Source organism: Nocardiopsis sp. NPDC006938, assembly GCF_042869555.1.
In the GTDB taxonomy this organism is placed as follows: domain Bacteria; phylum Actinomycetota; class Actinomycetes; order Streptosporangiales; family Streptosporangiaceae; genus Nocardiopsis.
The window spans coordinates 158,602-177,551 of record NZ_JBIAGA010000013.1; the positions used below are offsets into that span (position 1 = coordinate 158,602).

An 18,950-nucleotide genomic window follows, 5' to 3' on the forward strand; every position below is an offset into this window, starting at 1 on the left:
GTGCGAGCGGCCCTTCGTGGAAGGTTGTCGGCGTCGCGGCCTAGAGCCAGCGTGCCTCGGGCCGGGTGCGGCCGTTGTCGTCGGTGACCAGGACCCAGTGCATGATCGGGTGCTCCGAAGTGGTCGTGTCGGCGTCATCCTGGTCCGCGCGGGGGCGCGGGACCAGTGCGGGCTCGGGAGCTAGGCCGGAGAGGCGGCGGCTCGCCGAGGCGGATCGGGTGCGCCGAGAAGGGGTCGCGGAGCGAGAGAGGTGCGGCCCGTGTTCGGTCCTGCGTGCCATGAAGCCCTCCTCGTTTCCTTAGCAGATGACCCAAGTTAACCCTATGTTCACCTTAGAGTCAATTTCCTTCTCCAGTGTCGGGCTCGCGGCGCAGGTCCCGCGCCCTGGTTCAGGCCCCAAAGTGAACGGAAGGTGAACGAACCGGTAACCCGGTACTACCCGGTCCGGGCCCGGTTCACTCGGCGGGCGCCGGACGCGAAGAAGCACCCGCCGTCGTGGCGGGTGCTCCGTGAACGTCCGTGGTCGGGTGCCGTTCCGCTACTCCTTGAAGATCAGCCCGACGACCTCGAGGTAGAGCTGCTCCGGGTACGGGATGAAGGCGATCTTGCTGAGCGCCTGGTCCTGACCGGCCGACTCCATCACGAAGGTGCCGTATCCGAGGAACCGTCCGAGCAGGGTGCGCTCGAACCGCATGTCGGTGACCTTGCCCAGCGGCATCATGTTCACCTGCCGGGTGATCAGCCCCGTGGTCAGCAGCAGCCGCGCCGACGTGATCACGAAGTAGTCCACGGACCACTCGGCGACCCGCCAGACGAACCACACCAGCACCAGAAGCCAGAGCCACCACACGAGGGCCAGGGTCGCGGCGCTGTTGGCGCCGATCGTCCTGCTCAGGATCGCCGCGAACACCAGGGCCACCAGAACCGCCCCCACCGGTCCGATGAGGACAGCGGGGTGCCGACGGATGGTCACGACGTCCTGCTCGTGGGGCAGGAGATAGCGGTTCACCGATGCCGGAGCCGCGTTGCTTGAGGCTACGAGCTTCATGAAACCCGACCCGTCCCCGCCTACGACAGCAGCGTGTTGACGAACCGGGACATCGACTCAGCGCCGCCCACCAGGAGATCCAGCCCGCTCTGGATCACTCCGGCCGCGCTTTCCGGTTGCGTGAGCAGATAAAACGCCACGAAACCGATGAGCGCGTAACCGCCCCATTTCTTCAACTTCGCCACGACTGACTCCCCTTGGAATCCACCTGACCCACCAACCCAGCTGCGATTGTCGCATCGAGCATCTTGCCCGTAAAGCCTGGAGCGCACTCTCGGCGTGGCGGTATGTCGGACCTTCACCCCTTGCGGGCTGTGTCCGGTTTCGGTGGTGTTGGTAACCGGGTGACGGGTGGTCCGGAAAGAGTTTCCGTTCGGGCGCAGGTCAGGGCGGTGGAATCGGGCTCGCGGTGGCCCGTCTGGTGTCGTGGAACGGGCACGACGGCCCGAGGCCGGGTTTCGGAGGGCACGGGCCGGGAGCTCGGCGCGGCCCGCGAGAGGCCCGGTTCTTCGCTATCCGAAGAGGGCGCAAGTGTGGGCCCGAAACCGGTAAGGGAGTGCCTTGGGTGTCTAGCGCTGTTCCGCGAAGGCCAGGGCGAGGACCTGGAGGTGCTGTCTGGCGATCCGCTCCACGAGGTCGGGGGTGGCCCGGCCGGTCACGTCCTGGGCGCCGTGTCTGGCCGCGTCGACGCACCGCGAGACGGTGGAGGAGTGGTGCACGTCGGAGAACTCCGACGACAGGCGGTTCACGACGGGACCGAAGCGCGGGTCGCGGGCGGCCTGGGCGGTCGAGGGGGAGGTGTTCTCGGGCATCTCACTCCTTGGGGCTGCGGGGGCGGAACAGCACGGCGCGTGTGCGGTCGGGGGCGTTGTGTAGCCACTGGAGGGTTGCCGGAACGCCGCGCCGGAAAGGCGACGGAGTTCGGATATCAGTGGGCTGGGCCCCTTTGGGGTGTTTCGGTCCTGCGAGTGCGCCCAGTTACGGGCCGTCAGGAACCATGATCACTCTCCTCTGTTACGTTCCCATCTCGAAACGAATTCGGCTAATGCAGCGCCGCCTCGTTCGGTCGCCGGTCCTGGCTGCGTCCACCTGGGGTGACCCACCCGGTTCCGTGTGCACGAAGGGACCAATGCCCGATTTTCGGACGTTCATTCACCCCGGCCGAAAAAGAACCGAAAAAGCGCCCGACCGGTGATCCGGTCGGGCGCTCGTGACGCGTGTTGCGGAGTGCGGCTCAGGAACAGCCGTACAGGCGGTCGCCCGCGTCGCCCAGCCCCGGCAGGATGAAGCCGTTCTCGTTCAGGCGCTCGTCCACCGCCGCGGTCACCACACGCAGCGTGGCGCCGTGGTCGTCGGGCAGGGTTTCGGCCAGCTTCTGCTCCACGGCGACCAGACCCTCGGGGGCCACCAGCAGGCAGATCGCCGTGATGTGGTCCGCGCCCCGGTCCACGAGCAGCTTGAGCGCCGCGGCCAGGGTCCCGCCGGTGGCCAGCATCGGGTCCAGCACGTAGCACTGGCGGCCCGACAGGTCCTGCGGGAGCCGGTCGGCGTAGGTCGCGGGCTGGAGGGTCTCCTCGTCGCGCGCCATCCCGAGGAAGCCGACCTCGGCCGTCGGGAGCAGGCGGGTCATGCCGTCGAGCATGCCGAGCCCCGCGCGCAGGATCGGGACGACCAGGGGGGTGGGGCGCGACAGCTGGGTGCCGGTGGTCTCCACGAGCGGCGTCTCGATGGTGACCTCCGTCACCCGGACGTCCCGCGTCGCTTCGTAGGCGAGCAGGGTGACCAGCTCGTCCGTCAGCCGCCGGAAGGTCGGCGAGTCGGTCCGCACGTCGCGCAGGGTGGTCAGCTTGTGCGCGACCAAGGGGTGGTCGACGACCAGGGTTTCCAAAGCGTTCTCCGGGTGAGCTGGGATAACGGGACGGTGGATGGGGAGAGGGGTCAGCCCGAGTCTAACCGCGCGTATCACCCGAACCAGGGCTCCCCGCGGCCGCCGCGCTCCCGCGGGCGCCGCTTCGGCGGCGTCGACTGGGAAACGGGAGCGCACGGGTTCGGTCACGGGGGCGCGGGAGACCCGTGTCTCGTGAGAGCGTTAGGGCGTTCCACGGCGAACGAGGGTCTACGGCGAAGTGAGGGTGATCGTTACCATGGCACTCGCACGGGCGGGCCGGGCGCCACTCGTCCGCACCGAAACACCGTCCGGGTTGGGGTGACGATGACAGTGCTCGATCATGGTGACGACGACTCGGGTGACTTCGCGGCCGTCGCGTACAGGGAAGAGGAGTACTGGGACGTCGACCTCCTTCCCGTCGCGCTGACACACGATCTCAAGGGGCTCATCCACGCCCTGCGCCAGCAGCCGAGCATCAGCGGCTCCCTGGGGCTGGTGTCGGTCGGCGACGACTTCTTCATCATCGTCCGGGTGTACGGCGAGGAGGTCTCCCTCTTCCTGTCGGACGTGACCGCCTCGGTCGACTGGCAGGTCGCGCGGGACGCCCTGGACTACCTGGACATCGACCTCCCCGAGGACGACGACCTCGACCAGGTCCTGCCCGCGGGCGACCTGTCCGTGGTCGCCGACCTGGGTCTGGACGAGATGGAGCTGGGCGCCCTCGCGGGCGATCTGGACCTGTACCCGGACGAGGTGCTCGCGAGCGTCTCCGAACGGCTGGGATTCGCGCAGGCCTTTCAGCGTGTCCTCGACGGTATGGGGTAGGGCACGCCTGGAAGACGACCAGGGTAGAGATCAGGGGGGCACGCGGTGTCGACCTTCGCAGCGGTCTTCTCTCCGAACGGCGGGACGTGGCGGGGAACCGAGGTCGATCTCGGTGACGTCGGGGCCATCGACGACGTCACCGACCTCATGCTGGACCTCGCCACGGACTGGGGCAGTGACCTGACCCTCCTGTTCGTGGACGCGGACGACGAGTGGCTCGCGGTCGTCCGGATGGACGAGTCGGGCCCGGACCCGAGGGTGTACCTCTCGGACGGGAGGGTGGTGCACGACCACCCGCTGGCCGGTGTGCTCTCCGAGGCCGGAGGACTGGGCGCCTCGCTGCCAGAGGAGAGCGCGGGCTCGCGTCCCGACCCCCGGCCGGTCGGCGACGGGCACATCCTCTCCGACCTCGGTGTGACCGAGGACGAGCTCGCCGAACTGTCCGTGGGCGGCGGTGTGCTGCCCGGCGACATGATCGCGGTGGTCGCCGAACGCTCCGGCTTCGTCGACCTCCTCGACACGATGCGGTTGTGACCGGGTGAGCGGTCTGCCCGCACTCGACCGGGGCGCGGTCGACGAGGCGATGCTCGCCGCCCTGGCCGAGGCGGAACGGGCTCTGGCCACCGGCGACGTTCCGGTCGGGGCCGTGGTGCTGGGCCCGGACGGGGCCGTCCTCGGGCGGGGCCGCAACGAGCGCGAGGCCACCGGGGACCCCACCGGTCACGCCGAGGTGCTCGCGCTGCGCGCGGCGGCCGAGGCGCGCGGCGAGTGGCGCCTCTCGGGCTGCACCCTGGTGGTCACCCTGGAGCCGTGCGTGATGTGCGCGGGGGCCACGGTGCTCTCCCGGGTGGACCGGTTGGTGTACGGCGCGCGCGACGCCAAGGCGGGTGCGGTCGGGTCGATGTGGGACCTGGTCAGGGACCCCCGGCAGAACCACCGCCCCGAAGTCGTTCCACCCGATCTGATCAGCGAGGACATCGCCGACCGGTGCTCGGAACTGCTCGTCGGGTTTTTCGCACGGCGCCGCGTCCGGTAGAGTACCTCTCGGTGGATTCGCCTAGTGGCCGATGGCGCCCGCCTCGAAAGCGGGTAAGGGGCAACCCTTCGAGGGTTCAAATCCCTCATCCACCGCCACCAGCCGCCCCCGGCACAGCCGGGGGCGGCTTTTTGGTGTGCCCGGGGGAGTGTGCCCGGCGGGTGCCCGCGCGCCCGGGAGGGGCCCGGTGGGCCGTGCCGTGAAACCGTGCCGAGTCTTTCCCCGCACGCTACGGCCCTTTGTCGAAGTCGCGTGTCCACTGGAGGAAAGGACCGACACCGACCGGAGGAGGCCGTCCCGTGGGCCGCCAGATGTTCCTCAACCTGCCCGTGAAGGACCTGGACCGTTCCGTGGACTTCTTCACGCGGCTGGGATTCACGTTCGACCCGCACTTCACCGACGAGAAGGCCACGCGCATGATCGTCGGCCCCGAGGTCTCGGTGATGCTCCTGGTGGAGGAGTTCTTCGCGACCTTCACCCTCACACCCGTCGCCGACGCCTCGGCCTCGACCGAGGTGATCGTGGCCGTCTCGGCGGAGGACCGCGAGGACGTCGACCGGTTGGTCGACACCGCCCTGGCGCACGGCGCGGGCCGGGCGCGCGACACCGAGGACCACGGGTTCATGTACGGCCGGAGCTTCGTGGACCCCGACGGCCACCTGTGGGAGGTCGTCTGGATGTCCGCCGAGGCGGCGGCGCAGGGCCCGCCTTAGGGCGCGGTCGGGGGAGACGCCCCCGGGGCGGCCGCCCCGGGGGCCGGAGCCGGACCCGCCAGGTCGGCCAGCGCCCCCTCCAGCCAGTTCACCCAGAAGCGCTCCAGATCGATCCCGCCCTGGAGCACCAGGGCCTGCACACGGTCCCGCTCGGTCCCGTGCCCCCGTTCGGCGTCGCGCCGCTGGAACTCCCGGTACTCCGCCAGCCGGGCGGAGTGCAGCTCGCGGTGGCGCCGCAGCTCCTCGACCAGGTCGTCGCCCACCCCCACGACCCCCGCGGCCCGCAGGCGCAGCATCAGGGGGTCGCGGAGGGCCCGCGGCTCCTCCCGTTCGCCGACCCAGCGCCCCAGTTCCTCCCGGCCCGGGACCAGCACCTCGTACTCCTTGCGCCGGCCCCGGGTGGGCGAGTCGGTCGGCAGCGCCCGGATGAACCCCGCCTTCTCCAGCTTGCCCAGCTCCCGGTAGATCTGCTGGTGGGTGGCGGACCAGAAGTACCCGATGGAGCGGTCGAAGCGCCGGGTGAGCTCCAGTCCGGAGGAGGGTTTCTCCAGCAGGGCGGTCAGGATCGCGTGGGGCAGGGACATGAGCGCATTCTAGGTAGGGGTGGTCACAGGGCGGCGGCCAGCTCGGTGCCCTGCTTGATCGCGCGCTTGGCGTCCAGTTCGGCGGCCACGTCGGCGCCGCCGATCACGTGTACGCGGCGGCCGGAGGCGGTGAGCTCGTCGGCCAGGTCGCGGCGCGGTTCCTGGCCCGTGCACAGCACCACGGTGTCGACGGCGAGCACGCGCTCCTCGCCGTCCACGGTCAGGTGTAGGCCCTCGTCGTCGATCCGCCGGTACTCGGCGCCCGCGACCATCTCCACGCCCCGGTGGCGCAGCTCCAGCCGGTGAATCCAGCCGGTGGTCTTGCCGAGCCCCTTGCCGACCTTGGAGGCCTTGCGCTGGAGCAGGTGCACGGTGCGGGGCGGGGCGTTCCGCTCGGGCGCGCCCAGACCGCCGCGCTCCCGGTACTCGGTGTCCACGCCCCACTGGCGGAAGAACGCCCCTGGGTCCTGGCTGGTGCCCTCGCCGCCGTCGGTGAGGAACTCGGCCACGTCGAAGCCGATCCCGCCCGCGCCGATGACAGCGACCCGCGCGCCGACCTCCGCGCCGCCGCGCAGCACGTCCACGTAGCTCACCACGCTGGGGTGGTCCACGCCGGGGATGTCCGGGGTGCGCGGGGTGACGCCGGTGGCGACGACGACCTCGTCGTAGCCGTCGAGGTCGGCGGCGGTCACCGTGGTGTTCAGGCGCACGTCCACGCCGTGTCTGTCGAGCTGGACCCGGAAGTAGCGCAGGGTCTCGTCGAACTCCTCCTTGCCGGGCACGCGGCGGGCCATGTTGAGCTGTCCGCCGATCTCGGCGGCGGAGTCGAAGAGGGTGACGGTGTGGCCGACCTCGGCGGCGGAGACCGAGAAGGCGAGACCGGCGGGACCGGCGCCGATCACGGCCACGTTCCTGCGGGTCTTCGTGGGGGAGAGGACCAGCTCGGTCTCGTGGCAGGCGCGCGGGTTGACCAGGCACGACGTCACCTTGAGGCTGAAGGTGTGGTCCAGGCAGGCCTGGTTGCAGCCGATGCAGGTGTTGATCTCGTCGGCGCGGCCCGCCTCGGCCTTGGCGACGAAGTCGGCGTCGGCGAGCATCGGCCGGGCGAGGGAGACCATGTCGGCCCGGCCCTCGGCGATGATGCGCTCGGCGATCTCGGGGGTGTTGATGCGGTTGACCGCCACCAGGGGCACGGTCAGTTCCTTCTTGAGGCGCTGGGTGATCCAGGTGTAGGCGCCGCGCGGCACGGAGGTGGCGATGGTGGGGACGCGCGCCTCGTGCCATCCGATGCCGGTGTTGATGATGTCGGCTCCGGCCGTCTCGATCCGCTTGCCGAGCTCGACGACCTCGTCGTAGGTGGAGCCGTCGGGCACGAGGTCGAGCATGGACAGCCGGTAGACGAGGACGAACTCCCCGCCCACGCGTTCGCGGACGCGGCGGACGATCTCCAGGGGGAGGCGGACGCGGTTGTCGAAGGAGCCGCCCCAGCGGTCCTCGCGCTTGTTGGTGGCGGGCGCGACGAACTGGTTGATGAGGTAGCCCTCGGAGCCCATGATCTCGACGCCGTCGTACCCGGCGCGCTGGGCGAGCTCCGCGCAGCGGGCGAAGTCCTCGATGGTGCGCTCGATCTCGTCCTCGGTGAGGGCGTGCGGCACGAAGGGGCTGATGGGGGCCTGGAGGGCGCTCGCGGAGACGGAGTCCTCGCTGAAGGCGTAGCGGCCGGTGTGCAGGATCTGCATGGCGATCCGTCCGCCCTCGCGGTGCACGGCATCGGTGACGACGCGGTGCTGGGCGACCTCGGCGTCGTCGGTGAGCTTGGCGCTGCCGGTGAAGGTGGCGCCCTCGGGGTTGGGGGCGATGCCGCCCGTGACGATGAGGCCGACGCCGCCGCGCGCGCGTTCGGCGTAGAAGGCGGCCATCCTCTCGAACCCGCCCGGGACCTCCTCCAGGCCGACGTGCATGGAGCCCATGATCACGCGGTTCCTCAGGGTGGTGAAGCCCAGGTCCAGGGGTTCCAGAAGGTGGGGGTACTCGCTCATGACCTCTCCTCGCGGGGTGCCTCGGGGGCGGTGTCCTGCCGCCCGCCCCCATTATGCAACAAGTTGCACAATGGGTCGCGGGGCGCCCCGGGGCCGACCGGGGGCCTCATCAGACCTCCACCGGAAGCGGAACGGGGCGCTTGGCCGTACGGCCGTCCCCGGAGGAGCGGCCCCGGATGCGGCGCACCACCCACGGGCCGAGGAACGACCCCAGCCACACCGCCTCCGACGCCGCCGACCGGAACACACCGGGGGCGGGGCGCTCCGGCAGCGGGTCGGCCCACGTCTGGTCGCTGCCCGGGATGCCCAGAGCGTGCGCCACCGCCCCGGCGATCCGCCGGTGGCCCTCCGGAGAGCAGTGCAGCCGGTCGGCGCCCCACAGGCGCCGGTCCGCCGCCACCGCGTGGGCGGCGGTGTCGGCCACCGCGACCCCGTGCCGCCCCGCCGCCTCCCGGACCCGCTCGTTGAAGTCGAGCACGCGCGGCACCAACGGCCGCGCCCACGGGACGATGCGCGCGATGTCGGGAAAGGTCAGCGTGGCCACCCGGGCGCCGACCCCGGTGAGCTCGGCGAACATCACCTCCAGATGGCCCACCACAGCACCCGCGTCGTAGCCGGGGCGCAGGAGGTCGTTGACCCCAGCGAAGACCGTCGCCACGTCCGGACGCAGCTCCAGGGCGTCCTTGAGCTGCCCCTCGCGCACCTGCCCGGCCAGGCGGCCCCGCACCGCGAGGTTGGCGTAGTCCACCCGCGCCCCCGTCGCCGCCAGGTGCTCCGCGAACCGGTCCGCCCACCCCCGGTACCCCGACCCCTCGTCGCCGTCCCCGATCCCCTCGGTCTGACTGTCCCCGAGGGCGACGTACCGCAGATTCCCGTCCAACCTCATGTCCCGCACCTTTCCCGGATACTGGCCAATACTCAAAAAGACGACTAATCACCTTGTTCACCACCCAGGCGCGGATCAACCTCCCGAACCGGTCCCGATTCGGCATGGACGGGGCCACGAGCGTGGCGGTCCGGCACAGACCGCCGGGCCGCTCCTAGCGTGGTCCGGGGGCGACACGTCCGGCCCCCGCCCGCGCCGTGCCCCGGGAGGGTCCGCCATGAGCAGGAACACCGTCGCCGAACAGCTCGTCCGCACCCTGGTCGCGGCGGGAGTGACCCGGATCTACGGGGTCGTGGGCGACAGCCTCAACCCCGTGGTCGACGCCGTCCACACCACCGACGGCATCGAGTGGGTGCACGTCCGCAACGAGGAGACCGCCGCCTTCGCCGCCGCGGCCCAGGCCCAGATCGACGGCGGGCTGGCCGTCTGCGCGGGGTCGTGCGGGCCCGGCAACACCCACCTCGTCCAGGGGCTCTACGACGCCCAGCGCAGCGGAGCCCCCGTGCTCGCGCTGGCCTCCCACATCCCGTCCCGCCAAATCGGTACCGGCTTCTTCCAGGAGACCCACCCCGAGCGGCTCTTCGGCGACGTCACCGAGTTCCGCGAACTGGTCTCCCACCCCGACCAGATGCCCCGGCTGGCGCGGATCGCCGTCCAGCACGCCCTCGGCACCCCCGGCGTCGCCGTGCTGGTCCTGCCCGGCGACGTCGCCGGGAGGAAGGCCACCGGCCCCGCCGACACCACTCCCGTCACCGCGGGGAGGGCCACCTGCTGGCCCGCCGAGGACGACGTCCGCGAGCTGGCCCGCCGGATCAACGAGGCCGACACGGTCGCGCTGTTCTGCGGGGCGGGCACCCGAGGCGCCCACGACGAGGTCATGGAGCTCGCGTCGCGGATCTCGTCACCGGTGGGCCACACCCTGCGCGGCAAGGAGTGGATTCAGTACGACAACCCGTACGACGTCGGCATGATCGGCCTCCTCGGCTACGGGGCCTGCTACGACGCCCTCCAGGAGGCCGACCTCACGGTCCTGCTCGGCTGCGACTTCCCCTACGACGACTTCCTGCCCCGGGACAACGTGGTGCAGGTCGACCGCGACCCGCGCCGCCTGGGCCGCCGCGTCCCCCTCCGGCTCGGTGTCCAGGGGGACGTCGCCGCGACCCTGCGGGCCCTGCGCCCCTCGGTCCGGCCCAAGGAGGACGACTCCTTCCTGAAGGACGTGCTCCGCCGCCACGAACGCGCCCTGACCAAGGTCGTGGACGCCTACACACGCGACATCGAACACCACACGCCGATCCACCCCGAGTACGTGGCGAGCGTCCTCGACGCCCTGGCGCCCGACGACACCGTCTTCACCGTCGACACCGGCATGAACAACGTGTGGGCCGCCCGCTACCTCACCCCGAACGGCCGCCGCCGCGTGATCGGCTCCTTCACCCACGGCACCATGGCCAACGCCCTGCCGCACGCTGTGGGCGCCGCCTACGCGGCCCCGGACCGCAAGGTCGTGTCGCTGTCCGGGGACGGCGGACTGAGCATGCTCCTCGGTGAACTCGTCACCGTCCACCAGCACGACCTGCCGATCACGACGGTGGTGTTCAACAACTCGTCGCTCGGCATGGTGCGGCTGGAGATGATGGTGGACGGGATGCCGCCCTTCGAGACCGACCACGCGCCCGTCGACTACGCGCGGATCGCGGAGGCCGTCGGCATGCGGGCGATCCGGGTCGAGGACCCCAGGGAGGTCCGCGACGCCCTGCGCGACGCCCTGGCCGCCGACGTACCCGTGCTGGTGGACGTGGTCACCGATCCCAACGCGCTCTCGATGCCCTCCCGGATCACCGCCGATCAGGTCACCGGGTTCGCCCTCTCGGCGGGCCGTACGGTCCTGCGCGGCGGGGTGGGGTCGATGATCGACCTCGCCCGCTCCAACCTGCGCAACATCCCCCGGCCGTAGTCGACCCGTCGGCGCATCGACGTGTCGACATGTCGCCGAGTCGGTCCCGGCGTGGGGAGGGCGGAACCGCGTGGGAGACGAACCACGCCCGGCCGCCGCCCGATCCCTCGGCGCCGCCGGGAGCCGCCGCCCCGGTCGCGCCCGATCACGGCACGGGCGATGGGGGCGATAGGGGCGATGAGTTCGGCGGGCGGCGACGGTCCACACACAGGGACCGGGCCCATCCGGAAACCCGGGAGGACGTCCCCCAGGGGACGAACGAGAGAGGGAGGTCGGCGTGACGGTCATCGTCGCCGGCAAGTTGTACGTGGACCCCAAGGACAGGGACCGCTTCGTCGAGGGACTCCGTCCCGTCGTGGAGGCCGCTCGCAGCCAACCGGGCTGCCTCGACCTGTCCATCTCCCCCGACCCGATCGAACCGGGGCGGGTGAACAACTTCGAGCACTGGGAGTCGCGGGAGGCCCTCGACGCCTTCCGGGCGATGGCGCCGAGCCCCTCGGTGCCCATCGAGATCGAGAACGACCAGGTACTCAAGCACCTGGTCTCGCACACCGGACCGCCCTTCGACTGACGGGGCCGTCCGGTCTCACCGCGTCCCCCGGCGCGGAAGGGGGTGGAAACGACGAGGGCCCCGACCGGTCTCCCGGTCGGGGCCCTCGCTTCTGTGGCGGAGGATAGGGGATTCGAACCCCTGAGAGGTTGCCCTCAACACGCTTTCCAAGCGTGCGCCCTAGGCCACTAGGCGAATCCTCCGTGGACAACTCTACAGGCTCCACGGCAGTGGTTCGAACGGGCTCCGGGGCGCTCGGAGGCGTGCCCGCAGCGGGCCGTACGGGGGTGAGCGGGGCGGGTTGCGGGGGTCCCGGGTTCGGATACACTCGGGGCAGACCCCTCGTGCGGCGTCACCCTATGAACCTCCCCAGGGCCGGAAGGCAGCAAGGATAAGTGGGCTCTGGCGGGTGCGCGGGGGGTCCTTTCTTGTTTCTGGGGGAACCTCGCCCCAGCGCCGCCCCCTTCCCGGTTTCCCCGACCACGTGCGAGTTGTCACCGCCAGCGGGTTGAATGGGACCGAGGCAGGGACCCAGGGGAGTGATCACACCGTGAGCATCGCGCTGTACCGCAAGTACCGTCCCGCGACGTTCGGTGAGGTGCGCGGCCAGGAGCACGTGACCGACCCGCTGCGCCAGGCGTTGCGCAGCGGGCGCATCAACCACGCCTATCTCTTCAGCGGTCCCCGCGGCTGCGGCAAGACCACCAGCGCGCGCATCCTCGCCCGGTCCCTCAACTGCGAGCAGGGCCCGACCCCCGACCCCTGCGGCACCTGCGACTCCTGTGTGGCGCTCGCCCCCGACGGCGGCGGCAGCATCGACGTGATCGAGATCGACGCCGCCTCCCACGGTGGTGTCGACGACGCCCGCGACCTGCGCGAACGCGCCTTCTTCTCGCCGGTGAACTCGCGCTACAAGATCTACATCATCGACGAGGCGCACATGGTGACCCGCGAGGGTTTCAACGCGCTCCTCAAGCTGGTGGAGGAACCCCCGCCGCACCTGAAGTTCGTGTTCGCGACGACCGAGCCCGAGAAGGTCATCGGCACGATCCGCTCCCGCACCCACCACTACCCCTTCCGGCTCATCCCGCCGAGCACCCTCCGGGAGCTCATGGAGGACCTCCTCAAGCAGGAGGAGGTCTCCTACGACCCGTCGGCCCTGCCCCTGGTCGTGCGCGCGGGCGCCGGTTCCGCCCGTGACACCCTGTCGGTCCTGGACCAGCTCATCGCCGGGTCGGACGAGGGCGGCATCACCCGTGAGGGCGCCGTCTCCCTGCTTGGCTACACCGACTCCAGCCTGCTCGGCGAGATGGTCGACGCCCTGGGCGCCCGCGACGGGGCCGCCGCGTTCGGCCTGGTCGACCGGGTGGTCGAGGGCGGGCACGACCCGCGCCGCTTCACCACGGACCTGCTGGAGCGCTTCCGCGACCTGGTGGTGCTGGCCGCCGTCCCGGACGCCCTCGACAAGGGCCTGGTGAACGTCTCGCCAGAGTCCGTGGAACAGATGCGGGACCAGGCCGCCCGGTTGGGTCCGGCCACGCTCTCCCGGGCTGCGGAGATCCTCAACCAGGGGCTGACCGAGATGCGCGGCGCGACCGCGCCCCGGCTGCTGCTGGAGCTCATGTGTTCGCGCATCCTGCTGCCCGCCGCCGACGGCGACCAGGGCACGGCGCTGCTGGCCCGGGTGGAGCAGATGGAGCGCCGCCTGGCCTCCGGCGCGGTGGCCCCGGCCGCGCCCGCGCGGGGGGCCGCTCCGGTGGCGCCCGACCCGGCCCCGGCGGCCGCCCCGGTTCAGCAGGGTCCGGCTCAGCAGGGTCCGGTTCAGCAAGGCCCGGCCCCGCAGGCCACGGCCCAGCCTCCGGTTCGGCAGGCCGCTGAGGCCCAGGCGGCTCCCGAACCCGCGCCCCGGGCCGTCGAACGTCCGAGCGCTCCGGAGCCCGCCCCGGCTCCGGCCCCGCAGGCCGCCGCCGAGCCCGCAGGGTGGGACGCCCCGCCGCGCGGTGCTCCCGAGCCGGCCCCGAGGTCGGCCCCCGCCACGGGCGGGGGCGGGCTCGACCTGGGCCGTGTCCAGGGCGCCTGGCAGCAGATCCTGGAGGCGGTCAAGGGCCGCCGCCGGTTCACCTGGATGGTCCTGGCCGGCAGCGACGTCCAGCCGGTCGGTGTCGAGGGCAACAGCGTGCTGCTGCGCTTCAACAAGCCCAACGAGGCCAAGGGCTTCAGCAACAGCGGCAGTGACCAGGTCGTGGCCGGAGCCATCCAGCAGGTCCTCGGGATCGAGGTCCGGGTGGCCCCGGCGAGCGGTGGGGGCCCGGCCCCGGCGCCCCAGCGGCGCGCCGAGCCCACCCCGGCCGCACCAGCTCCGGCCGCCCCCGCACCGCAGGCCGCCGCCGAGCCCGCCGGGTGGGACGCCCCCGCACCGGCTCCGGCCGCCGAGCCCGCGCCCGAGCCCGCGCAGGGGGCTCCCGGGGCCGAGGCACGTCCGGCCGGACCGCCGCCGGACCGTATCGTCACCGGACTCCAGGAGCCGCCGCCCGACCCGTACGAGGACGGTGCCGCCGCCCCGCCGCCGGACGACGGCGGTTTCGGCCGCCCCGCCCAGCGGTCGTCGCAGCCGAAGCGGACCGGGACGGGTGCTCCGGAGTCCGGGGCCGCCGAGCGCGCGGCCGTCACCCCGAACCGGTCCACGCCCCCGGGCCAGACCCCTGGCGGCGCGACCCGTGGCGGCGCGACCGGCGGCGGCGCGACCGGCGGTGCGGGTTCCTCCGCTCCGGTCTCCCCGGGCCGGGGCGCCGGGCTCATCGAGACCGAACTCGGCGGCAAGCTCCTCGAAGAGATCGAGCACGGCGCGGCCCCCGACGTGTAGGCCCTCCGCCGCCACGCGAGGGCGGCCAGGCGAGGGCACCCCGGCGGCGCGCCCGGGGCGTCACCGCCCGGGCGGGGGCCCGGGCCGTCAGGGGCGCAGACCGCGCAGGACGGTGTCCACGACCCGGTCCACGAACTCGTGGGTGATCGGCGCCGTGCGCAGCAGCCATCGGTGGTTGACCGGGCCGTTGAGCATCTCCACGGCGAGGTCGAGGTCGGCGTCCGGGGCGAGCTGTCCCGCGGCCTGACCCGAACGCAGCCGGTCCTTGACCGCTTCGCAGTTGGGTCGCACCAGCTGTTCGGTGACGGCCCGCGCGAACTCCTCGTCGTGCTGGACCTCGGCGGTGAAGGCCCGGGTGGTCCGGTCCATCGCGGGGTCGGAGAACTCGTCGGCGGTGGCGCGCAGTACGGTCTTGAGGTCGGCGGCGAGGTCCCCGGTGTCGGGCAGCGGCTGTCCGGCCTCGGCCCCGGTCAACCGGGTGAAGACGTCGAAGACGACGGCGGCCTTGGACGGCCACCAGCGGTAGATCGTCTGTTTGCCCACCCGGGCGCGGGCGGCGATGGCCTCCATGGTGAGCCGGGAGTACCCGACCTCGCCGAGCAGCTCCTCGGCCGCGTCGACGATCGCGTTGCGCGCGCGTTGACTGCGGCGACGGGGGTCCGGGGTCCGCCGGTTCCGTTCATCGGTGTTGTCGGCCATGTCTCCACGGTAACCGCTCGAAAAGGACGAGACGTATCGTCTCGTCACGGGTAACATCGGGATCGACGGCTTGAACGAGGCGACACGTCTTGTCCGCCTGATGACGAGAGGAGTCAACGGCCATGGCCAAGAACAGTGACAACCTCCTCGGGATGGGTGGTCAGCGCACCACCGTGTCCCGCACCGCGCTCCGAGGCGGCAAGGGCGGTACCAAGGGCGGGCCCAGCGACACCGCGCGCGAGCAGAAGCAGGAACTCCTGCGCCGACTGCGTGAGAAGCACGCCGCCCCGGACTCCGGGGACGCCGCCCGTCGGTCGTGACCAGGCGCCGTCGGCCCCCGCCGCGATGCGGTCGGGGGCCGACGCCGGTTCACCCCGGTGGACCGACCGGCCAGGACCGCCCGTCCGGCGCGTCCAGCCACACCCGGTGGCCCCCGTCGGTGTCCACCGCCAGGCCGAACCGGTCCGGAGCCGGTTCTCCCAGGCGGGACCAGAGGGCCAGGGCCTCCTCCACCTCGTCCCAGATACTCCTGGGCCCGCCCTGCTCGACCATCCACGAGGCGCCGTAGGGGTAGATGCGCACCCACGACCCGCCGCGACCGTCGCACAGCCACAGACCCGACCCGGTGCCGATCCAGCGCCGCCGCATCCGCCACCCGGGGACCATCACCGAGACCGCGAAGGCCGAGGAGAAGGCCAGCATCGGGGCGATCGGATCGGCCTGGATGAGGCGGTACTCGTCCGGCTGCTGGCCGGAGTCCTGGACCGGGGGCGCGTCCGAGCCGGGCGTGCGCAGCGGTACGAAGCCCACACCGCCGCGGAACCGCCCCACCGCCCGGAGCCCGGCGCGAGCTCCGGAGCCGCCGGTGTTCCCGGCGGACGCGTCGCCCTGACCCCCGGCTGCGTCGGCCCGGCCCCCGGCCGCGTCGGCCCCGACCGCCTCCACCGCCGCCAGGCTCATGAGGACTCCGGCGCTCTCCAGCAGACCCCACGGGCACACGATGAGTCCGCCCTCGGCGAGCTGGTCGAGCCAGGCCGCCGGAACGCCGCGCACCCCGCACGTGCTGATGATCCGGTCGAAGGGCGCGGCCTCCGCGCAGCCGTCGACACCGTCGGCCAGCCGTGTGTCGGGGGACAGGCGCGCCTCCCGGAGCGCGGACCGGGCCGCCAGCAGCAGCCGCTCGTCGATCTCCACCGAGGTGACCGCCGCGTCGCCGAGCCGGTGCGCGAGAAGGGCCGTGTTCCACCCCGTCCCGGTGCCCACCTCCAGCACCCGCTGCCCGTTCGCGAGCCCGGCCATCTCCAGCATCCGGGCGAGCACGGTGGGGGCGGAGCTGCACGAGGTCGCGGGGTCCCGGTCGCCCCCGCGCTGCCTCGGGACGGGCGCTCCCTCGACCCGGGTGACGATGGCGTTGTCCGTGTAGACGGCGGCCAGCCAGCGGTCCGGGTTGCCCGCGGCGTCCAGCGCGTCCCCGCCGGGGGTCAGCGCGCCGCGTTCCGGGATGAACAGGTGGCGGGGCACGGCACGGAAGGCCTCGACGAGTGCGGCGTCGGTCAGCGTGCCGTCCGCGATTATCGCCTCGATCAGAGCCGAGTTGCGCTCTCTGGCGGTCAACACGTCCTCAGTCCCCTGGTGGTCCGGCTGTTCTCGGGGACCCGGCCGCCGAGAACAGCCGGCGGGGCCCCGCCGGACATCTTTTCAACCCATGGTGACCAACGCGCTACTCTTCGAGTTTTTGCCTGGTGAAATCAGGTCAATGGTGCGGCCAAGAGCCCCTCGCCCCGGGGCTCCGCCCCCTCGTCGTGCCGGGGGTAGTCGACGTAGCCCCGGGCCCCGGACGTGTAGTGGAAGTCCTTCTCCCTGATCGGCGCCCACGGGACCCCGGCCGCGACCCGCTCGACCGCGTCCGGGTTGGAGATGAAGGCCCGGCCCACGGACACGAGGTCGGCGCGCCCCTCGGCGATCAGGGCGGCGGCGGACTCCGGGGTGGTCGGCGCGTGCTCGCCGGTGTTGCCCACCAGCGTTCCGGTCCAGTCCCTGCGGGCCTCGTCCAGCGCCGGGTGGACCGGGTCGTCGGTGACGTGCAGGTAGGCCAGCCCGAGCGGCGCCAGCTGGCGCAGTAGCTCCCGGTAGACCGGGCCCGGGTCGCGTTCCACCATCTCGAACTGGCTGTTGCCGGGGGAGAGCCGCAGACCCACCCGGTCCGCGCCGACGGCGTCCGCCACCGCCTCGGTGACCTCCACGGGGAAGCGAATCCTCCCGGCGACGCCGCCGCCGTAGGAGTCCGTGCGCAGGTTCGTGTTGTCGGCGAGGAACTGGTGCGGCAGGTACCCGTTGGCCCCGTGGATCTCCACCCCGTCGAACCCGGCCAGCAGGGCGGACCTGGCCGCCTCGGCGTACGCGGCCACGGTGGCGGTGATCTCCGCGACGGTCATCGCGCGCGGCGTGACCGGCTCCACCTTGCCGTCCAGCGTGTGGACCAGGTCGGTCCGGGACACCGCCGAGGGGGCCACGGGCGTGCCGCCGTCGGGCCGGTTGGCCGGGTGGCCGCCCCGCCCCGCGTGCATGATCTGGGCGAAGATCCGCCCGCCCGCCGCGTGGACCGCGTCGGTGACCCGCCGCCACCCCCGCACCTGCGCCTGTGTGTACAGGCCCGGTTCGACGAGGAACTGCTGCCCGGGGACGTCGGGCGCGATCCCCTCGGAGACGATCAGCCCGGCTCCGGCGCGCTGGGCGTAGTAGTCGGCCATGAGGTCCCCGGGTACCCCGTCCCGGTCCGCGCGCAGGCGGGTCATCGGAGCCATGACCACCCGGTTGGGCAGGTGGAGTCGTCCGAGCCGGTAGGTGTCGAGCAGGGGCTGGGTGCCGTTCATCGCGTTGTCCATGACCAGAGCGTAGAATCTGACATCAGTGTCAGATTCAAGGGTTCGTGTCCAGGGTCACACCACCGGAAACGGAGACGCCGTGCGCATCGGAGAGCTGTCCGCGCGGAGCGGGGTCAGCCCCCGCTCGCTGCGCTACTACGAGGAGCGGGGCCTGCTCGCGTCGGAGCGCACCGCCGGCGGGCACCGCGAGTACGGCGAGGACGCCGTGGACCGCGTCGACCGCGTCCAGTGCCTGCTCGGCGCCGGGCTCAGCACGGAGACCATCCGCGACCTGCTGCCCTGCGTGTACGCCCGGGAACGCGGCGAGCCCGCCCCCGACCTGCTCGACTGGCTCCGTGCCGAGCGCGAGCGGGTGTCCGGGGCGATCCACGGGCTGGAACGCACCCGCGAGGCCCTGGACCAGGTCATCGCGGAGTCCGGGGGGACGGACGTCCGAGGAGCCCCGGTCGGACCGGTTACCCTCACAGACAAGTGACACGAAGCGATGAACAGCACCACGCGTGCGGCGAGGAGACGGCCGTGAACCCTGGCGGAATGGACATGCAGGCCCTGCTCCAGCAGGCCCAGCAGATGCAGCAGCAGCTGGCCCAGGCCCAGCAGGCCCTGGAGGAGGCCGAGGTCGTGGGCACCTCCGGCGGCGGCCTGGTCGAGGTCAAGCTCAGCGGTCGCGGGCAGGTGGAGGACATCACCGTCGACCCCAAGGCGGTGGACCCCGCCGACGCCGAGGAGACGGCACAGACCGTGGCCGACCTGGTCCTCGCGGCCATCCGTGACGCCGAGGCCCAGGTGGAGCGCCTCCAGCAGGAGAAGATGGGGCCGCTGGCCCAGGGCCTGGGCGGCGGCGGGATGCCCGGCGGCATGCCCGGCCTGCCCGGCTTCTAGGGAGGTCTCGCCGCGCGGATGACGGGCCCCAGGGTGAGGCGGCCCGTTCCTCGCGGCCACCGGCCACCGCGTCGCCGTGCCGCCGTCCGGCTGCC

Annotated in this window: 21 protein-coding genes, 2 tRNA genes and 1 other RNA gene; 12 read left to right on the forward strand and 12 right to left on the reverse strand. The window is 72.2% G+C overall.

Features of this window, described 5'->3' with window-relative positions:
- Nucleotides 1-40 precede the first annotated feature (40 nt).
- From ACFYL4_RS19805 to upp, 5 genes are all read right to left on the reverse strand, one after another.
- Nucleotides 41-280: a hypothetical protein gene (locus ACFYL4_RS19805; RefSeq protein WP_357769174.1), complete on the reverse strand. Its 240-nt coding sequence runs from the start codon at nt 278-280 to the stop codon at nt 41-43.
- 258 nt (nt 281-538) lie between these two features.
- Entirely contained in the window at nt 539-1,048 is a 510-nt protein-coding gene (locus ACFYL4_RS19810) for a PH domain-containing protein (protein WP_357769173.1), read from the reverse strand.
- 20 nt (nt 1,049-1,068) lie between these two features.
- Nucleotides 1,069-1,233 (reverse strand): hypothetical protein, encoded by a 165-nt coding sequence (locus ACFYL4_RS19815; protein WP_017545737.1) that lies wholly within the window; start codon nt 1,231-1,233, stop codon nt 1,069-1,071.
- A 384-nt stretch (nt 1,234-1,617) separates the two neighbouring features.
- Nucleotides 1,618-1,860, reverse strand: coding sequence for a hypothetical protein (locus ACFYL4_RS19820; protein WP_357769172.1), 243 nt, complete (start codon nt 1,858-1,860; stop codon nt 1,618-1,620).
- A gap of 422 nt (nt 1,861-2,282) precedes the next feature.
- The gene (gene upp / locus ACFYL4_RS19825; protein ID WP_357769171.1) at nt 2,283-2,936 is read right to left on the reverse strand and encodes a uracil phosphoribosyltransferase; all 654 of its coding nucleotides are present in this window, start codon (nt 2,934-2,936) and stop codon (nt 2,283-2,285) included.
- Nucleotides 2,937-3,260: 324 nt separating this feature from the next.
- On the opposite strand from upp, the gene ACFYL4_RS19830 reads away from it, so the two are divergent.
- From ACFYL4_RS19830 to ACFYL4_RS19850, 5 genes are all read left to right on the forward strand, one after another.
- Entirely contained in the window at nt 3,261-3,761 is a 501-nt protein-coding gene (locus tag ACFYL4_RS19830) for a tRNA adenosine deaminase-associated protein (RefSeq protein WP_040694274.1), read from the forward strand.
- Nucleotides 3,762-3,806: 45 nt separating this feature from the next.
- Complete coding sequence (locus ACFYL4_RS19835) at nt 3,807-4,295, forward strand: tRNA adenosine deaminase-associated protein (protein ID WP_357769170.1); 489 nt, start codon at nt 3,807-3,809, stop codon at nt 4,293-4,295.
- 49 nt (nt 4,296-4,344) lie between these two features.
- Nucleotides 4,345-4,797 (forward strand): nucleoside deaminase, encoded by a 453-nt coding sequence (locus tag ACFYL4_RS19840; protein WP_357769180.1) that lies wholly within the window; start codon nt 4,345-4,347, stop codon nt 4,795-4,797.
- A gap of 10 nt (nt 4,798-4,807) precedes the next feature.
- Nucleotides 4,808-4,895, forward strand: a tRNA-Ser gene (locus ACFYL4_RS19845).
- A gap of 201 nt (nt 4,896-5,096) precedes the next feature.
- Entirely contained in the window at nt 5,097-5,510 is a 414-nt protein-coding gene (locus ACFYL4_RS19850) for a VOC family protein (RefSeq protein ID WP_357769169.1), read from the forward strand.
- Here ACFYL4_RS19850 and ACFYL4_RS19855 read toward each other — a convergent pair.
- From ACFYL4_RS19855 to ACFYL4_RS19865, 3 genes are all read right to left on the reverse strand, one after another.
- Nucleotides 5,507-6,094 (reverse strand): PadR family transcriptional regulator, encoded by a 588-nt coding sequence (locus ACFYL4_RS19855; RefSeq protein ID WP_387519822.1) that lies wholly within the window; start codon nt 6,092-6,094, stop codon nt 5,507-5,509. The genes ACFYL4_RS19850 and ACFYL4_RS19855 overlap by 4 nt on opposite strands.
- 23 nt (nt 6,095-6,117) lie before the next feature.
- Nucleotides 6,118-8,133, reverse strand: coding sequence for an FAD-dependent oxidoreductase (locus tag ACFYL4_RS19860; RefSeq protein ID WP_387519824.1), 2,016 nt, complete (start codon nt 8,131-8,133; stop codon nt 6,118-6,120).
- Nucleotides 8,134-8,242: 109 nt separating this feature from the next.
- Nucleotides 8,243-9,019, reverse strand: a complete 777-nt coding sequence (locus ACFYL4_RS19865) for an SGNH/GDSL hydrolase family protein (protein WP_387519826.1) — start codon at nt 9,017-9,019, stop codon at nt 8,243-8,245.
- Between the two features lie 217 nt (nt 9,020-9,236).
- Here ACFYL4_RS19865 and ACFYL4_RS19870 point away from each other — a divergent pair, with 217 nt between their 5' ends.
- Together ACFYL4_RS19870 and ACFYL4_RS19875 are read left to right on the forward strand one after the other, a co-directional pair.
- Nucleotides 9,237-10,976 carry a pyruvate dehydrogenase gene (locus ACFYL4_RS19870; protein WP_387519828.1) on the forward strand — a complete coding sequence of 580 codons (1,740 nt, stop codon included), beginning with the start codon at nt 9,237-9,239 and terminating at the stop codon, nt 10,974-10,976.
- A gap of 277 nt (nt 10,977-11,253) precedes the next feature.
- Nucleotides 11,254-11,547: a putative quinol monooxygenase gene (locus tag ACFYL4_RS19875; protein ID WP_387519830.1), complete on the forward strand. Its 294-nt coding sequence runs from the start codon at nt 11,254-11,256 to the stop codon at nt 11,545-11,547.
- Nucleotides 11,548-11,641: 94 nt separating this feature from the next.
- Here ACFYL4_RS19875 and ACFYL4_RS19880 read toward each other — a convergent pair.
- Nucleotides 11,642-11,729: transfer RNA gene (locus tag ACFYL4_RS19880), tRNA-Ser, on the reverse strand.
- 130 nt (nt 11,730-11,859) lie between these two features.
- On the opposite strand from ACFYL4_RS19880, the gene ffs reads away from it, so the two are divergent.
- Nucleotides 11,860-11,955, forward strand: an RNA gene (ffs, locus tag ACFYL4_RS19885) — signal recognition particle sRNA small type.
- A gap of 121 nt (nt 11,956-12,076) precedes the next feature.
- Nucleotides 12,077-14,389, forward strand: a complete 2,313-nt coding sequence (locus ACFYL4_RS19890) for a DNA polymerase III subunit gamma and tau (protein WP_387519832.1) — start codon at nt 12,077-12,079, stop codon at nt 14,387-14,389.
- A gap of 87 nt (nt 14,390-14,476) precedes the next feature.
- On the opposite strand, the gene ACFYL4_RS19895 is transcribed toward ACFYL4_RS19890, so the two are convergent.
- The gene (locus ACFYL4_RS19895) at nt 14,477-15,088 is read right to left on the reverse strand and encodes a TetR/AcrR family transcriptional regulator (RefSeq protein WP_357769160.1); all 612 of its coding nucleotides are present in this window, start codon (nt 15,086-15,088) and stop codon (nt 14,477-14,479) included.
- A 122-nt stretch (nt 15,089-15,210) separates the two neighbouring features.
- On the opposite strand from ACFYL4_RS19895, the gene ACFYL4_RS19900 reads away from it, so the two are divergent.
- Nucleotides 15,211-15,408, forward strand: a complete 198-nt coding sequence (locus ACFYL4_RS19900) for a DUF6243 family protein (RefSeq protein WP_357769159.1) — start codon at nt 15,211-15,213, stop codon at nt 15,406-15,408.
- A 49-nt stretch (nt 15,409-15,457) separates the two neighbouring features.
- On the opposite strand, the gene ACFYL4_RS19905 is transcribed toward ACFYL4_RS19900, so the two are convergent.
- Both ACFYL4_RS19905 and ACFYL4_RS19910 read right to left on the reverse strand, forming a co-directional pair.
- The gene (locus ACFYL4_RS19905; RefSeq protein WP_387519875.1) at nt 15,458-16,702 is read right to left on the reverse strand and encodes a methyltransferase domain-containing protein; all 1,245 of its coding nucleotides are present in this window, start codon (nt 16,700-16,702) and stop codon (nt 15,458-15,460) included.
- Nucleotides 16,703-16,836: 134 nt separating this feature from the next.
- Nucleotides 16,837-17,973: an alkene reductase gene (locus ACFYL4_RS19910; RefSeq protein WP_387519834.1), complete on the reverse strand. Its 1,137-nt coding sequence runs from the start codon at nt 17,971-17,973 to the stop codon at nt 16,837-16,839.
- A gap of 79 nt (nt 17,974-18,052) precedes the next feature.
- Here ACFYL4_RS19910 and ACFYL4_RS19915 point away from each other — a divergent pair, with 79 nt between their 5' ends.
- Complete coding sequence (locus ACFYL4_RS19915; protein ID WP_357769880.1) at nt 18,053-18,448, forward strand: MerR family transcriptional regulator; 396 nt, start codon at nt 18,053-18,055, stop codon at nt 18,446-18,448.
- 59 nt (nt 18,449-18,507) lie between these two features.
- A complete protein-coding gene (locus ACFYL4_RS19920) occupies nt 18,508-18,855 on the forward strand; it encodes a YbaB/EbfC family nucleoid-associated protein (RefSeq protein WP_357769882.1) in 348 nt (115 codons plus the stop codon).
- Nucleotides 18,856-18,950 lie beyond the last annotated feature (95 nt).

Bases quoted from the DNA above. Each gene is read 5' to 3' on its own strand.
- ACFYL4_RS19910 (WP_387519834.1), bottom strand. From the start codon at position 17,973: ATGGACAACGCGATGAACGGCACCCAGCCCCTGCTCGACACCTACCGG.
- ACFYL4_RS19820 (WP_357769172.1), bottom strand. From the start codon at position 1,860: ATGCCCGAGAACACCTCCCCCTCGACCGCCCAGGCCGCCCGCGACCCG.
- ACFYL4_RS19855 (WP_387519822.1), bottom strand. From the start codon at position 6,094: ATGTCCCTGCCCCACGCGATCCTGACCGCCCTGCTGGAGAAACCCTCC.
- ACFYL4_RS19805 (WP_357769174.1), bottom strand. From the start codon at position 280: ATGGCACGCAGGACCGAACACGGGCCGCACCTCTCTCGCTCCGCGACC.
- ACFYL4_RS19920 (WP_357769882.1), top strand. From the start codon at position 18,508: ATGGACATGCAGGCCCTGCTCCAGCAGGCCCAGCAGATGCAGCAGCAG.
- ACFYL4_RS19900 (WP_357769159.1), top strand. From the start codon at position 15,211: ATGGCCAAGAACAGTGACAACCTCCTCGGGATGGGTGGTCAGCGCACC.
- ACFYL4_RS19870 (WP_387519828.1), top strand. From the start codon at position 9,237: ATGAGCAGGAACACCGTCGCCGAACAGCTCGTCCGCACCCTGGTCGCG.
- ACFYL4_RS19865 (WP_387519826.1), bottom strand. From the start codon at position 9,019: ATGAGGTTGGACGGGAATCTGCGGTACGTCGCCCTCGGGGACAGTCAG.
- ACFYL4_RS19830 (WP_040694274.1), top strand. From the start codon at position 3,261: ATGACAGTGCTCGATCATGGTGACGACGACTCGGGTGACTTCGCGGCC.
- ACFYL4_RS19840 (WP_357769180.1), top strand. From the start codon at position 4,345: ATGCTCGCCGCCCTGGCCGAGGCGGAACGGGCTCTGGCCACCGGCGAC.
- ACFYL4_RS19860 (WP_387519824.1), bottom strand. From the start codon at position 8,133: ATGAGCGAGTACCCCCACCTTCTGGAACCCCTGGACCTGGGCTTCACC.
- ACFYL4_RS19895 (WP_357769160.1), bottom strand. From the start codon at position 15,088: ATGGCCGACAACACCGATGAACGGAACCGGCGGACCCCGGACCCCCGT.
- ACFYL4_RS19810 (WP_357769173.1), bottom strand. From the start codon at position 1,048: ATGAAGCTCGTAGCCTCAAGCAACGCGGCTCCGGCATCGGTGAACCGC.